Source organism: Corallococcus macrosporus (assembly GCF_017302985.1).
In the GTDB taxonomy this organism is placed as follows: Bacteria; Myxococcota; Myxococcia; order Myxococcales; family Myxococcaceae; genus Corallococcus; species Corallococcus macrosporus_A.
Window position 1 is genome coordinate 3,424,313 of record NZ_JAFIMU010000007.1, and the last position, 14,743, is coordinate 3,439,055.

Annotated in this window: 11 protein-coding genes; 6 read left to right on the top strand and 5 right to left on the bottom strand. The window is 72.2% G+C overall.

Annotated elements, in window-relative coordinates; translation table 11 throughout:
- Positions 1–2,736 (bottom strand): GDSL-type esterase/lipase family protein, encoded by a 2,736-nt coding sequence (locus JYK02_RS26725; RefSeq protein ID WP_207055054.1) that lies wholly within the window; start codon positions 2,734–2,736, stop codon positions 1–3.
- A 128-nt stretch (positions 2,737–2,864) separates the two neighbouring features.
- Here JYK02_RS26725 and JYK02_RS26730 point away from each other — a divergent pair, with 128 nt between their 5' ends.
- The 5 genes from JYK02_RS26730 to JYK02_RS26750 all read left to right on the top strand — a co-directional run bounded on the left by JYK02_RS26730 (position 2,865) and on the right by JYK02_RS26750 (position 9,655).
- Positions 2,865–3,299: a RidA family protein gene (locus JYK02_RS26730; RefSeq protein WP_207055055.1), complete on the top strand. Its 435-nt coding sequence runs from the start codon at positions 2,865–2,867 to the stop codon at positions 3,297–3,299.
- 101 nt (positions 3,300–3,400) lie between these two features.
- Positions 3,401–4,462: a mannose-1-phosphate guanylyltransferase gene (locus JYK02_RS26735; protein ID WP_207055057.1), complete on the top strand. Its 1,062-nt coding sequence runs from the start codon at positions 3,401–3,403 to the stop codon at positions 4,460–4,462.
- A 232-nt stretch (positions 4,463–4,694) separates the two neighbouring features.
- Positions 4,695–7,127: a serine/threonine-protein kinase gene (locus JYK02_RS39905; protein ID WP_242588912.1), complete on the top strand. Its 2,433-nt coding sequence runs from the start codon at positions 4,695–4,697 to the stop codon at positions 7,125–7,127.
- Between the two features lie 170 nt (positions 7,128–7,297).
- Positions 7,298–8,668 carry a phosphomannomutase/phosphoglucomutase gene (locus JYK02_RS26745; RefSeq protein ID WP_207055058.1) on the top strand — a complete coding sequence of 457 codons (1,371 nt, stop codon included), beginning with the start codon at positions 7,298–7,300 and terminating at the stop codon, positions 8,666–8,668.
- Between the two features lie 54 nt (positions 8,669–8,722).
- Positions 8,723–9,655, top strand: a complete 933-nt coding sequence (locus JYK02_RS26750) for an ROK family protein (RefSeq protein WP_207055060.1) — start codon at positions 8,723–8,725, stop codon at positions 9,653–9,655.
- 42 nt (positions 9,656–9,697) lie between these two features.
- Here the strand turns inward: JYK02_RS26750 and JYK02_RS26755 are convergent, their stop codons facing one another.
- Together JYK02_RS26755 and JYK02_RS26760 are read right to left on the bottom strand one after the other, a co-directional pair.
- The gene (locus tag JYK02_RS26755) at positions 9,698–10,732 is read right to left on the bottom strand and encodes a WD40/YVTN/BNR-like repeat-containing protein (protein WP_207055063.1); all 1,035 of its coding nucleotides are present in this window, start codon (positions 10,730–10,732) and stop codon (positions 9,698–9,700) included.
- A gap of 61 nt (positions 10,733–10,793) precedes the next feature.
- On the bottom strand, positions 10,794–11,690 hold the full coding sequence (locus JYK02_RS26760; RefSeq protein ID WP_347402586.1) for a DUF547 domain-containing protein: 897 nt from the start codon (positions 11,688–11,690) through the stop codon (positions 10,794–10,796).
- Positions 11,691–11,793: 103 nt separating this feature from the next.
- Here JYK02_RS26760 and JYK02_RS26765 point away from each other — a divergent pair, with 103 nt between their 5' ends.
- Positions 11,794–12,843: a Rieske 2Fe-2S domain-containing protein gene (locus tag JYK02_RS26765; protein WP_207055065.1), complete on the top strand. Its 1,050-nt coding sequence runs from the start codon at positions 11,794–11,796 to the stop codon at positions 12,841–12,843.
- Between the two features lie 42 nt (positions 12,844–12,885).
- Here JYK02_RS26765 and JYK02_RS26770 read toward each other — a convergent pair whose 3' ends face one another.
- Together JYK02_RS26770 and JYK02_RS26775 are read right to left on the bottom strand one after the other, a co-directional pair.
- Positions 12,886–13,095 (bottom strand): hypothetical protein, encoded by a 210-nt coding sequence (locus JYK02_RS26770; protein ID WP_207055067.1) that lies wholly within the window; start codon positions 13,093–13,095, stop codon positions 12,886–12,888.
- Positions 13,096–13,237: 142 nt separating this feature from the next.
- Entirely contained in the window at positions 13,238–14,650 is a 1,413-nt protein-coding gene (locus JYK02_RS26775; RefSeq protein WP_207055069.1) for a TolC family protein, read from the bottom strand.
- Positions 14,651–14,743 lie beyond the last annotated feature (93 nt).

The window sequence follows — 14,743 nt, forward strand, 5'->3', positions numbered from 1 at the left end:
TCAGGGCGCTCCCGCGGCGGAGGCCGTCGGCTCGCCGCCCTTCTTCGTGGACTCGTACGCCGCCATCAGGTCCTTCACGAACGCGTTCGCCAGCACCGCGTACCCCTGCGGCGTCAGGTGCACGCCGTCCGCGTGGCCCAGCGGCACCGGCTGACGCTGCCAGCGCTGCATGGACCGCTCACCGCCCATCGCCGCGCGCGCGGACCAGTACGCACACCCCGCGTCCTTCGCCACCTGCGGCAGCGTGTTCAACACCTTCCCGAGCGACGGCGCCTCGCTCCAACGGCCGTTCGCATCCTGTGCCAGCCGGTCCGTGGGCCCGATGAGCAGGCACTCCGCGCCCGTCGCCTTGCGCATGCGCCCAATCAGCGCCGCGTAGTCCTGGCGCAGCCCGCTCGCGTCCAGCTCCGGCAGCTCCGCCTCGTTGGTGCCGTACCAGAACACCAGCAGGTCCGGCCGGCGCGCGGTGAGCTGTGCGTCCATCGCCGCCGCGTCCATGTCCCGCGCCGTGAACGCCGTGGCCCCGGGCAACCCCAGCGCGTCGTACACCAGCCCCGGCGTGTCGTACTCCAGCGACGCGCCCAGCACCGTCGCGCTGCCGCCACCCTCCGGCACCTTCACCTGGACCGAGTGCGCCACGCCCGTCACCGGGAACGAACGGATCCGCACCGTGGGCTGCGTCAGCGGCTCGGGGGGCGGCGCTTCGGGAGCAATCGCCTCGCCGTCCACCGTGATTTCAGGCGCGGCGGCCCCGGGCGCGTCCAGCGCGTACAGGTCCAGCCGGCCCTGGCGGTTCTTGTCCTCCGCGCAGCCGTCACAGAAGGAGATGCCCAGGCTCGAGCCGGGCGTGCCCACCGCGCGGATGCCGGTGAGGCCCCACAGCCCTCCAGGCGTGGCCTTCGCGTCCTCCACCGTCCACTCGCCGTCCAGCGAGCGCGTCACGTGCGCCGCCTCCAGCCGGGACGACGGCTTGCCCGCCGCGATGAAGCCCCGGCCCGCGTCGCCGAAGCGCTTCGTCAGCGCGTCGCGGACCTTGTCGGAGAAGTAGTGCGCCGCCGTGTGCGACGCGCCCAGTTGCGCGATGCCCACGCGCAGCTTCGCGCCGGACTCGCGGCGGGCCAGCGACTCGAACGTGCGCTTCAGCGCCGGGGTCACGTTCTGCAGGCCGGTGGTGTCCGTGCCCGGCACGCGCGGCGGATGCGTGCGCGCGAAGGCCCGCTGCAGCGCCAGGTCGAACAGGTGGCCCAGCAGGTTGGAGCCGCGCACGCGCGGGTGCACCAGGTCCTCCAGCATCAGGCCGGACTCCAGCCACTTGAGCGCGGAGCCCTCGCCACCCATCGCCGCCAGCGTGTCGTAGAAGGCGCAGCCACCGGCGCACGCCTCCTCGCGGAACACCTCCGACACCTCCGCCGAGTGCCGGCGCGTGATCAGCTCACCGCTCAGCGTGCGCACGCCCGCGTCGATGGGCGACATCACGAGGCACGCCGCGTCCGGCACCGCCGTGCGCACGCGCGACACCAGTTCCTTCATCTGCGAGCGGACCGCGTCCAGCGTGGTGCGCTCGCGCGAGAGGAAGAACGCCTCGTTGCCGCCCACCATCAACACCACCAGCGACGGCTTGCGGTGCTTGAGCTGCGCGCGGAACGCCTGGGGCTGCGCGCGCAGGTACACCTCCGCCATGCCGCCCAGCAGGCCCACCGTGTCGTAGACGACGCCCGGCGTGCCGGACTCCAGCGAGACGCCGTGCAGCTCCGTCTTGCCGCTCGCGGTGAGCGTCAGCGTCTTCGCGCCCTCCGGAAGCTTCAGCCGCGCGAACGCCGCTTCCGCCTTGGGGCCGAACGCGCGCGTCTGGATGCGCTGCGTGTTCTTGCCGTCCACCGCCACCTGCACGGCGCCGTTGGAGGGCTGGGCCAGGAAGAACAGCTCCGCGTCGCGCACGCCCTCCACGGAGTAGCGCGTGGCCTGCGCGGGGCCGCTCGTGGAGAAGGCCACGCCCGTCCAGCCCACGCGGTCCCTGGGCCAGTGCGTGTCCACCAGCCGCTCCATCTTCCAGCCGTCGGTGCTCGCGGTGCCCGCGCGCGTGGCGCGGCCGGCGCTCGCCAGCCGGTGGATGTAGAGGAAGCCCGGGCCGCCCGAGCCGAAGCGCTCCTGGAGCCGGTCGCGCACCACGTCCGTGATGTAGTCCGAGGCGATGAGCGAGTCGCCCAGGTGCACCACGCGCACCGGCGTGCGCCGCGCGTCCGAGCGCAAATCCCCCAGCGCCTTCATGAACGGCGCGAGGCCGTCCTCGTCACAACCGCCGTCCGCGCGCGTCTTCCGGCAGTTGAGTTCGATGTCCACATGCTTCGCGCCCATGCGCTCGCGCAGCGCTTCCAGCTCCCGCGCGGTCGTCAGCGTGGGGGCGCTCAGCTCCTCCAGGCCGATGCCGGGCACGGCGGGCGCTTCGCCCACCTGCGGGCCCGCCTGCGGATCCGTGTCGTTGACGGCGGTGTCCGCTTCCGCGAGCGCGGAGGGCGGAGCATCCGGCGCCAGGCCGTCGGCGGGTGGACGCCCGGCCTTCACGCCGCGCAGGGACGCGGGCAGCACGAGGGCCGCCACCTTGGGCCCGAGCGAACCTTCCTGACGAAGGGTGGGGAGGGGGCGGAACTTCTCCGGCAATGGCGCCAGGGACACTCCCACCGCCAGGAGCACGGTGAAGGCCAGCGTCCATCCGGTGGATGTGGGCTTGAGGCTCAACGCCGGGGCATGAGACTGGCTTTTCGGGGGCGGGTCAAAACTCTGCCCACATTGTCGCGGCCCATCCCTCGGGGGGCAGGCGGCCGGGCCCCCTTCACTTCGTCGGGCCGGATGGGAGACGCTGAATCATGGGACAGAGCTCAGACTCCTCGAAGACGCCGCCCGTGGTGCTGACGAATCCGAAGGGGTTGTTCGACCCGGCGCCCTATGGCTTCTCACATGTGGCGCAGGTCGCGCCCGGCTCCCGGCTGGTCTTCCTGGCGGGGCAGGGGGGAGAGCATGAGACGGGCGCGCTCGAGCCCGACTTCCGCCTCCAGGTGCGGCAGGCGTTCAAGAACGTCCGGACGGCCCTCGAGTCCGTGGGCGCGGGCGTCGGTCACGTCGCCAAGCTCACGATGCTCGTGGTGGACCACACGGAGGAGAAGCTGCGCATCATCGGCCCCGAACTGGACGCGGCCTGGAACGGCGGCATGAAGCCGACCTGTACGCTGATTCCCGTCCCCCGGCTGGCACTGGACGGGATGCTCTTCGAGGTGGAGGCCATCGCGGTCCTGCCCGCCTGAGCCGCGAGCAGCCCCTTCCTCCGCTGGCGCGACGCGCTATGGTGCGCCGCCGTGCGCGCCAGGCGGTGGCCTGGCGTGCCCCTAGGAGCTCGCACCCGCATATGGCCCTCTATCCCGTCATCATGGCCGGAGGCTCCGGCACCCGCTTCTGGCCGCTGTCCCGCCAGGCCCGTCCGAAGCAGTTCCTCCCGCTGGCCTCCAAGCAGCCGCTGCTCACCGACACCGCCCAGCGCCTCAAGGGTCTGGCGCCGGTGAAGAACACCTTCATCGTGTGCGGCCCCGTGCACGCGAAGACGGCCGCGAAGCTGGTGAAGGGGCTGCCCAAGGGCAACCTCCTGGTGGAGCCCGTGGCGCGCAACACCGCGCCCGCCATCGCGCTCGCCGCGCTCCAGGTGGCCGCGCGCGACCCCAAGGGCGTGCTCGCGGTGCTGCCGTCGGATCACCACGTCGCGGACGTGAAGGGCTTCCAGCGCACGCTGGCGGAGGCGGCGCGCATCGCGGAGGGCGGCCACATCGTCACGCTGGGCATCAAGCCCGCGCGCCCGGAGACGGGCTACGGCTACATCCAGGTCGGCGACGCGCTGGAGGGCGGCGGCCGCCGCGTGAAGGCGTTCAAGGAGAAGCCCGACCTCAAGACGGCGCAGGAGTACGTGGCCGGCGGCGACTTCCTGTGGAACGGCGGCATCTTCGTCTTCCGCGCGGACGTGATGCTGGAGGCCTTCCAGAAGCACATGCCGGAGATGCAGAAGGGCCTGGACGCGCTCCAGAAGGCCGCGGGCAAGCGCACCTTCCCGGCCGTGCTCAAGCGCGTGTTCCCCAAGTTGCCCTCCATCTCCATCGACTACGGCGTGATGGAGAAGGCGGAGAACATCGCGGTGCTGGACGGCGACTTCGGCTGGTCCGACGTGGGCTCCTTCGCCGCCATCCCGGAAGTGCGCCCCGCGGACGCGCAGGGCAACGTCGTCTCCGGCGACGCGGTGCTGGTGGACTGCACCAACTGCGTCGTGCTCGCGGACAAGCGCACGCTGTCCGTCGTGGGCATGAACGACGTGGTGGTGGTGGACTCCGGTGACGCCGTGCTCGTCGTCCCCAAGGACAAGAGCCAGGACGTCCGCAAGGTCGTCGAGGCGCTCAAGGCCCGGAAGCGCACCAAGCTGCTGTAGGCGCCGCTGTAGTCCTTGCGGCGACCTCGCCTCCTGTTTCCCCTCACACGTTTCTTCCCGGGGCTCCCTGTCGTTTCTACAGGGGGCCCTGGTTCGTTTTGCGGGAGTTGCTGGCACCTACGGGTGTTGGAGTGTCGCGGAGCGGACGAAGACGGGCCCCGGGCACGAGGCGCGCCGGTTGCAAGTCCATCCCGCGTCCGCCCCATTTCCGGGGCGACAGGCGGGGATGGCGATGGGCTGCAAGCGCTGCGCGGACGAACACCGGAACGACGAGGCGTGCCCTGGCGCACGGCCCGGGGTGCCGGTGGATTCGCTGGAAGGCCAGCGGCACGGGCCGCTGCTCTTGAAGCGCCGCCTGGAAGTGGGGGCGGTGGCGTCGGTGTACCTGGCGGAGTACGTGCCCACGGGGCACCGCTTCGCGGTGAAGGTGCTGCACGCGCACCTGGCGGCCCGTCCCGCCGTGCGCGCCCGGTTCGTCGCGGAGGCGCTGGCGCAGCGCAACGTCGTGCACCGCCACGTGGCGCGCGTGCTGGACGTGCGCCCCGGTCCGCAAGGGCTGCCCTGCGTGCTGATGGAGGCGCCGGAGGGCGAGTCGCTGAGCGCGCTGCCCCTGCCGCTGTCGCCGGCCGAGGTGGGCGAGGTGTTGGAGCAGGCGCTCTCCGGTCTGGAGGCGGCGCACGCGCGGGGGCTGGTGCATGGGGACCTCACGCTGGATTCGATGTTCGTCACGCGCGACGCGAAGGGTGAGCGGCGCGTGCGGGTGCGCGACTTCGGCGCGGGCGCGGTGCGCGAGGCGGCGCTGTCGCAGGAGGAGCGCGCGCGGGGCGCGACGGTGGGCTCGCCCACGTTCATGGCGCCCGAGCAGTGCGCGGGGCTGGGCGCGAGCCCGCGCGCGGACCTGCACGCGATGGGCGTGGCGGGCTACCTGCTGGTGACGGGCCGGCTGCCGTTCGGGCTGGGGCGCTCCGCGGACGTGACGCTGTTCCCTCCGCACGCCGTCAACGCGAGCGTGCCGCCCGCGCTGTCCACCGTGCTGCTGCGCGCGCTGGCCGCGAAGCCGGAGGACCGGTTCGACAGCGCGTGGGCCTTCCGCGTCGCGCTCGCGGAGGCGCTGGGCCTGAAGGCGCCGGTGCGCAACGCGTCGGCGGATGCGCTTGAGGAGGCCGTGGACGTGGAGGTGACCGACGCCGGCGAGCAGGGCGCCGCGCTGGAGACCTCCGCGGCGCACGACGCGGACGACTTCGACATCGTGGAGGACGTGCCCGAGTGGGGCATGGCCGCCACGTCCATGGAGGATGCGGCGCTGCGCGCGGCGGATGGCGCGCCGTTCAACGCCCGCGCCGGTGAAGGCGCCATGCGCGAGGACGTGGCCGCGTTCTGGTCCTCGGCCGTGGCGCTGCTGGGCCCGGCCGAGCCCGAGCTGCCCGCCGACATGCTGCCGCTGACCGGCGCCCGAACTTCGGCATCCACCGCTTCGGGGGCTCCAGTCCTGCTGGTGAAGCCGGCGGCCCATGCCCCGGCGGCGACCATGAAGCTCGGGGTCGTCGAGGCGAACCCCCTCCTGCTGGTGGATCCGGCCTCGCCCCTGGACGTCACGCCCCAGCCGGCGGTGAGCCCGTCGTCCACGCTGGGCGCCGCGGCCATCCCGTTCATGACCCTGGCGCCCACGGTGATTCCGTCGCCTCCGCCCATTCCGCTGGTGGACGTGGTGCAGGACGCCGCGCCCATCCCGCTGGTGAATGCCGCGGTGGCTCCGCTGGAGGCGTCCGCGCCTCGCACGGACGCGCCCGCGGACCTGCGCGTGCGCCTGGGCCTGACGCCCGGTGAGGTCCTCCAGCCCGTCTCCGTGAGCGACGTCGCCCCCGAGGGCCTCTTCGCCGAGTGCCAGGGCAACCTGCCCCCGCTCGCCGCGCGGCTGACGGTGGAGGTGTCCTTCCGGGGCGAGACGGCCCTGGGCGCCTGCGACGTCGTCCGCCACGTCACCTTCGACGAGGCGCGCACCTGGAACGTGCCCGCGGGCGTCTTCGTCCACTTCTCCGACGAGTTCCCCGCCCTGGGCCGGCTGCTCTCGCGCGCCCTCATGGAGGACGCGGAGCCCGCGCCCGACGCGGAGCTGGCCCGCATGCTGTCCCGCGCGGAAGGAGTGGCCCGCGACCCGTACGCCCTGCTGGGCGCGAAGCACGACGCCGACTTCGCGGACATCCACCGCCGAGCCCAGGCCGCCCTGCGCCGCCTGGTGACCTTCCAGAACCGCCCGTTGCCCACCGCCCAGCGCCAGGCCCTGGATGCGCTGCGCGTGCGCGTGCTGGCCGCGCAGCGGATGCTCGGCGACCCGCTCTCCCGCGTGGGCTACGACGCCACCCGGGGCAACCTGGGGGGCCTTGCCCGCTGCGTCGCCTCAGGCGTCCCGGAGCCCACCATGGAGGCCCTGCGCAGCGCCTTCCTGGCCGCCCGGCCGGAGGTGGAGCGCAAGGCCCGCGCCCTCTTTACCCAGGGGCATGCGTTGGAGGTCCAGCGGGCCGTCCCGGCCGCGCTGGAGCGCTACGCGGAGGCCCTCAAGCTGGACCCGCTGAACACGTCCTGGCTCAAGCACTACCAGTCCCTGCGGCGGCAGGTGCCGGCGGGTGCCGGGGCCGGGGCGAGGAGCCCGGAGGCCATGGCCTGATGGGGGCCATCAGCCGCCCCCCGGGGTAGGTTCCGCCCTCCCGGGGCGGCCCGGGCGTTCAACAGTCAGCCGGGCGCGTTCGGGCGTGTGCAGCCCCCGGGGCCCCTCGTGTAGTGTCCGACGCCTTCCGTTACGCCCTCCCGGTTCCTGTCGAGGGTGGGGACACTGCCATGAACGCGCACATCTTCCGCGAGTACGACATCCGAGGTCTGGTGGACAAGGACCTCACCATCGAGGTGGTGGAGCTCCTGGGCCTGGGCCTGGGCACCATGATCCGCCGCAAGGGCGGCACCTCCATCGTGGTGGGCCGCGACTGCCGCGAGTCCTCCACGCGCTTCCGCGACGCGCTCGCGAAGGGCCTCACCGCCACCGGCCTGGACGTCTACGACGTGGGCGTGGTGCCGACGCCGCTGACCTACTTCGCGGCGAACACGCTGCCCGTGGACGGCCTGGCGATGATCACCGGCAGCCACAACCCGAAGGAGTTCAACGGCTTCAAGATTGGCGCGGGCAAGACGACCTTCCACGGCCCCGAAATCAAGGAGCTGCGCCGCCTCATCGAGGCGAAGGACTTCGCGACCTCCAGCAAGCCCGGCAAGGTCACGCCCTACGACATCATCACGCCCTACAACCACTTCATCCGCCAGACGGTGAAGGTGGGCCGCAAGGGGATGAAGATCGTCATCGACGCGGGCAACGGCACGGGCGGCGCCATCGCGGTGCCCCTGTTCGAGAGCATGGGCTTCGACGTGGTGCCCCTGTTCTGCGAGATGGACGCGGACTTCCCCAACCACCACCCGGACCCCACGGTGGTGGAGAACCTCCAGGACCTCATCAAGAAGGTGAAGGAGGTCAAGGCGGAGGTGGGCATCGCCTACGACGGCGACAGCGACCGCATCGGCGTCATCGACAACGAGGGCAACGTGCTCTGGGGTGACCAGCTGATGGTGCTCTTCAGCCGCTACGTGCTGAAGGAGTCCCCGGGCGCGGCCATCATCGGCGAGGTGAAGTGCAGCTACACGATGTACGACGACATCGCGAAGCACGGCGGCCGGCCCATCATGTGGAAGGCCGGGCACTCGCTCATCAAGTCGAAGATGAAGGAGGAGCACGCGGAGCTGGCCGGCGAGATGAGCGGCCACATCTTCTTCAAGCACCGCTACTTCGGCTTCGACGACGCGGTGTACGCGTCCGCGCGCCTGCTGGAGATTTTGACGCACGAGAAGCAGTCCATGTCGCAGCTGCTCTCCGACGTGCCGAAGACCTTCGCCAGCCCCGAGCTGCGCTTCGACACGACCGAGGAGAAGAAGTTCGCCATGGTGAAGCGCGCCACGGAAATCCTCCGCGACGCGGGCCACAAGGTGGTGGACGTGGACGGCGTGCGCGTGACGTTCCCGGACGGCTGGGGGCTCATCCGCGCGTCGAACACGCAGCCCATCCTGGTGCTGCGCTACGAGGCCAGCACGGAGGCCCGCGTGAAGGAGATCCAGGCGCTCATCGAGAAGACGGTCGCCCAGGCGCAGAAGGAAGTCGGCGCCTGAGCCGCTGACGCTCCACGCGAAGCACACGCACGCACGTAAGGGAGGGAGCTGGACATGCCGACGCTGGGAATCGACCTGGGCGGGACGTTCGCCCGGGCCGCGGTGGTGGACGGGAAGGGTGAAATCCTCGCGAGCGCCAAGGTGGCGGTGCAGGACCGCAAGCCGCAGGGCGTGGTGGAGACCATCGCCCAGGCGGCCGAACAGGCGGTGAAGACGTCCGGCGTGAAGGTGGACGGCTGCGGCGTGGGCGCGGCGGGGCAGATCCACAAGGACACGGGCGTCATCTCCGTGGCGCCCAACCTGGGCTGGCGGGACGTGCCGCTGGCGGCGATGTTGACGAAGCGGCTGGGCTTCGACGTGAAGGTGGTGAACGACCTGTCCGCGGCGGCGTGGGGCGAGCTGCACGCGGGCGCGGGTCGCGGGGCCCAGGACATCCTCGTGGTGTTCGTGGGCTCCGGCGTGGGCAGCGCCATCATCGCGGACGGGCGCCTGGTGCAGGGCGGCGGCGGCGTGGCGGGGGAGTTCGGCCACATCAAGGTGGTGCCCGGCGGCCGGCTGTGCGGCTGCGGCGAGCACGGCTGCCTGGAGGCGTACGCGGGCGGCCACAACCTCATCGCGCAGACGAAGGAGCTCCTGGCGTCCGGCGGTTCGCCCGTGCTGGAGCAACTGATCAACGCCGACCCGTACTCCATCACCCCGGTGACGCTGGAGACGGCGGCGGACGCGGGGGACGTGAAGGCCAGGGAGATCCACGACCGCGCGGGGCAGTTCCTGGCGGTCGCGGTGGCCAACTACGTGACGGTGCTCAACCCGTCGCGCCTGGTGCTGGGCGGCGGCGTGCTGACGCACTGCCCGGGGCTCAAGCGGAAGGTGCTGGACGGCGTGCAGCAGTGGGCGTCCCGCGTGTCGCGCGAGGGCCTGCTCATCGCCGACGCGGAGCTGGGCGACGACAGCGGCATCATCGGCGCGGCGCTGCTGGTGAAGTGAAGCACCCGGCGCGGGGAGCAAGCTCCCCGCGCCCGAAGTGAGTTACGGGGCGAACACCAGCTTCGCGATGCGCCCCTCCTCCCCCACGGCCCAGGCGGTGTCGCGCGCCCTGGGCGGCGTGGACACCGCGTGGAAGCCCGCCGGGTCCAGCGGCTCCCACGTCCTGCCCGCGTCCTTCGACACGTCCGAACCGGTGGGGCCCACGGCGACGAGCCACAGCTTCCGCTCGCGTGTGAGCGGGGCCACGCAGGAGCGGTATCCACCGAGGCCCTTCTGCGGCACGGTCCACTTGCGTTTGGCCCCGTCCAGCGTGAGCGCCGCGGTGCCTGTCTTCACCTCGGGCTGCTTGTAGTTGCCACCTACCGCGATGCCCGCCATCGGGCTCCAGAAGTAGAGCGAGAACACGCCCGCGCCCTCACCCGTGGCCAGCGGCGTGGGCGCGATACCCCACGTCTTGCCCCGGTCCGCGGAGTGGAGCACTCGCGCGATGGAGCCTCCCAGCCCGAACCAGACGTCTGACTTGCCGTACACCGCGATGCTCGTGCCGCTGGCGGCGAAGCCCGCCTCGCCCGCGAGCGCCGCCGGCAGCGCGCCCTCCGGCACGGGCTTCCACGTCGCGCCTCCGTCCTCCGTGGTGATGACCACGAAGTGCCCGTCCACCGGGTCGCTGAAGGCGATGCCGTGCTGTTCGTCCCAGAAGGCCATGCCGTTGAAGAAGGCCCCGGGCCGGGCGTTGGTGAACTGGAGCGTCCAGTGCGCGCCCCCGTCCGTCGTCTTGTAGATGCGCGACTTGTCACCCGCGCCAATGGACAGCACGTACGCGGTGCGGTCGCTGAAGGCGTCCACGTCTCGGAAGTCCAACCCCTCCGAGTCCGGCACGGGGGCGCGCGTCCACGTCCTGCCGCCATCCGTGGTGCGAACGACGGTGCCCTTGTCCCCGCTGGCCCACGCCACGCGGCCGTCCACCGCGCTCACCCCGCGCAGCCGCACCGTCGTCCCGCTCGCCTGCGGCTCCCACTTCATGTCCGCGCTCCCCAGGGCCAGCCACGTCGCCAGCCACACCGCTCCCATCGTCATGTCCCGGTGCCTCCCGCGTGTCCGTCCACGCACGCGAAGGACGCTAGCCGAAGGGGACCGGTCAGCGCCGCGCGGCGGTGTTCGCGGCGTCGGGGAGCGACGCGTCCTCGGGCAGGGAGTCGATGCGGCACTTGTCCAGCAGGGGCCCGCAGGCGCGGTCCAGGTCGCCGCGCGTGTCGCAGCCCGGGCGCTCCTCGCAGGTGTCCGGCAGGAAGGCCCAGACGAACTGGAGCACGTTGCCGTCCCGGCCCTCCGGCAGCGCGGCGAGGAAGTCCTGCTTCCGGTCCTGGAACAGCCGCGCCAGGTGCACCGTCTTGTCCTCCAGCTTCACGTGCCGCGCATCCCCCATGTACCGGCGGCTCGCGTCGTTGAGCTGGGCGTCCAGGAACTCCGGCTGGTAGGGCGCGCCGTCCAGCCGGGGCCCGCCCCGCGTCCCCCGGAAGAGGGCGAAGTGCACGCGGGGGTCGGCGTACTCACCGAAGAGGATGCGCTGCTCCATGGCCCACAGCGTCAGCCGCTCACCGCCCACCGGCCTCGCGTGGCTCCAGTAGAAGCCGCCGAACCAGGACGCCCCCACGCCGTCCGGGTAGCGCTCCACCAGTTGCAGCAGCACCACCGCGTTGTACGCGTTGATCCAGTACGCCAGCCCGTCCTCGGGGGATGGGAACAGCTCCGGCTGACGGTGCGGCGACACCGCCGCGAGCGAAGCGACGAAGCGCTCCAGCGCCTCGCGGTCGCGCAGCAGCCCCTCGAAGTCCAGGTCCCCGCTGGGCCGCACGTGGCTCAGCGCCTGCGCGTAGTCCGCGTAGCCGAAGGGCCCGGCGGCCTGGGGCACCGGCGCCGGCAGCGCGCCCCCCACGTACAGCCCTGCTCCCACGGCGAGCGCCACCAGCACGGCCAGGAGGGCCACCACGGCGAGCCAGCGCGCGCGGCGGTAGGAAGGGATGGGGGCGTTCACGGCCCGGCAGTCTATGCCACCCTCGCGGCCCGGCTCCCACCCTTCAGGTCCCGCCACGACCCACCCGGGGTCCGCCGCGACAGGCCGCTATACTGCCGGCGCCATGGAGCCTACCCCCGACGTCGTCAGGCACTTCCATCCGGTGCTCCCCTCCCGTCAGCTGCGCCGCCAGCCCGTCCGGGTGGAGCTGGCGGGCCATGCGTACGCGCTCTTCCGGGACGCCACCGGTCAGCCCGCGGCGCTGTCGGACGCGTGTCCCCACCGCTTCGCGCCGCTGTCGAAGGGCACCGTGACGAAGGAGGGGCAGCTCCAGTGCCCGTACCACGGCTGGCGCTTCGACGCGCGAGGGCAGGGCTTCAACCCCAGCCAGCCGGAGCTGCGCCACTGCGAGGCGAAGAGCTTCCAGGTGGTGGAGCGCCACGGCTACCTCTGGCTCGCGCACGCGAGCACGCCCGTGTCCGCGATGCCGGAGCTGTCCGGCGGGGACTACGTCTTCGGCGGGACGTTCTCCACGCTGTTCCAGGCGCCGCTGCACGTGGCGCTCGACAACTTCAGCGAGGACGAACACACGCCCTTCGTCCACACGCGGCTGGGCTGGAGCGGCGCGCAGGCGGGCGCGGTGGAGTACGAGGCGCACAACCACGAGGACCACACGGAGGTGCACTACCGCGCCCCGCAGCGGCCCGCGCCCATCATGCGGCTGCTCATGGTGGGCAAGGGGGACGTCTTCCACAACGACTGGGTGACGCGCTTCGACCCGGTGCGCAGCGTCTACACCGTGAGCTGGAGGAAGCCGGACGGGACGCCGCGCCCCTTCACCACGCAGGCGCACATCTTCTTCGTGCCGGAGACGGCGCGCACCACGCGCCTGCACGTCTTCTCCTTCCTGCGCACGACGGTGCCCGCGCTCCGGTCCTTCCTGCCGGTGGCGGCGAAGGCCGCGCTGGGCCTCACCTGGTGGGAGGTGCGCGACGACGCGCGCTTCATCCCCACCGTGGCGGACACGCCCTACAGCCACAAGGGCATGCGGCTGGACAAGTACGACAAGCCGCTCGTGCACCAGCGCAAGCTCATGGAGCGCATCTACTACGCGCAGGACGCGCACGAGCCGGGGCCGGCGCCGCTCCGGGTCCGCGACGCCACGGGCACCTGAAGCAGCGGGTGCGCCGTCGCGTCGCGAGGACCGGTGGGCGTGTCAGTGCATCGGCGCGGGTTCCTCGTAGACGGGCACCGTCTCCCCGGTGCGCGCCTCGTAGGCGTTGCAGCCGCTGTCACCCGACACCACGAGCGCGAACTGCTTGAGCTGTGGCTGGTTGCAGCTCTGCGTCTCTTCGTCGCTCGGCTCGTCGCTGTTGCCCGCGAAGAAGCGACAGTTCTTGCAGTTGCCCCAGGATGCGTCCGCCATGGTTCCCTCCTCGTGGAACGGGTCCGTAAGAGGAGGGTGGGGCCGGTCACGAACCCCCACAACGAAGCACCTGCTTCCCGCCCGGGAGGGCAGGGGACCCGGCGCCCTCAAGCAGGCGCCGGGAATTCCACTCCCCCCGCGCCTACTGCTGGGGCGCGGGCTGCTGCGGAGCCGGCTGCTCCTGGGCGGGCTGCTGCGCCGGCGGCTGCTGCTGGGCGGGCTGCTGCTGGGGCGCGCCCGCGCCGGGCTGGGCGCCCAGGGCGGCCGCGTCCTTCTTCACCGAGCCGGACTCGAAGGAGCCCAGCGAGTTGAGCAGGCGCAGCGCGGCGAGCGACGCCTGGAGGCGCTCGGACACGAAGCCCACTTCCGCGTTGGTGAGCGCGGTGTTGGCGTCCGCGACCTCCAGGTAGGTGGCCACGCCCGCCTTGAAGCTCACATCCGTCAGGCGGTTGGACTCGCGCGCCAGCTCCAGGGCCTCCTCGGCCTTGGAGCGGTTGGCCAGCGCGTTCTCCAGGTCCAGCTTGGAGCGCCGCACCTCTTCCTTCACCCGGGCCTGCGCCAGCGCCTGGGTGACGGTGGCCTCGCGCACGCGCGACGACGCCTCGGAGAGGTTCGCCTCACGCAGGCCGCCGTCGAACAGCGTCCAGCTGGCGCCGAAGGTGATGGCCCAGGTCTCGTTCTGGCCGGTGAAGCCCGCCGCGTTCGCGATGCGGTACGCGCCCGTCACGCCCAGCGTGGGCAGGTAGCTCAGGATGACGCCCGTCTTGTTGATGCGGCTCAACTTCAGGCCCACTTCGGCGGCCTGCACGTCCGAGCGATCCTGGATGGCCTGGTTGACCAGGTCGTCCGGCGACGCCTGCGCGGGCACCGTCGGCTCCGGCGGCGGGGCCAGGTCGAAGTCCGGCTCGCGCTGGATGAGCGTGCCCAGCGCCAGCTTCAGGCCCGCGAGCGCGTTCTTCGCGCGCACCAGGTCCTGCTCCGCGCGCGAGCGGTCCAGCTGGGCGCGCAAGAGCGCCACGCGCGTCACCGTGCCCGCGTCGAACCGCGCCTGGGTGTCCTTCTCCCGCGCCTGGTTCAGCTCCAGGAGGCGCTCCTGCGCGCGCAGGGCTTCCTGCTGCGCCGCGGCGCCGTAGTACGCCTGCGCCACGCCGAAGAGCACCTGCCGGCGCGCCGTCTGCGTGTTGAGCTCCGCCAGCTGCACGGCCTTGTAGGAGGCCGCGATGCCCGCCCACAGCTGCGGCGCGATGATGGCCTGCCGCGCCTCCAGCTGCGCACCCTTCTGGATGAGCGGCTGGATGGTGATGTCCACCGGCGCGATGGGGCCCGCGGGGATGACCGCCGCCACGTTGTTGCGCGTGATGGACGCTCCGGCGGTGATGGTGGGCAGGTAGCCGGCCCAGGCGCGGCGCGTCGCGAGCGATGCCTGCTCGAAGCGCTCCTGGGCGACCTTCAAATCGAGGTTCTGCTGGCGGGCGGACTCCAGCGCCTCATCCAGCGTCAGTACGGGCGCCGCGGCCAGGGTGGCCGACAGGGACAGCGCCAGAAAGGTACTCATACCGCTTCGACCTCCTCACCGACCCGCGGGAGCGCGAGGCGGATCCGTCCAATGGACGACTGCGTTGCGTCCTCTACCCGAGCCCGGAGCCTC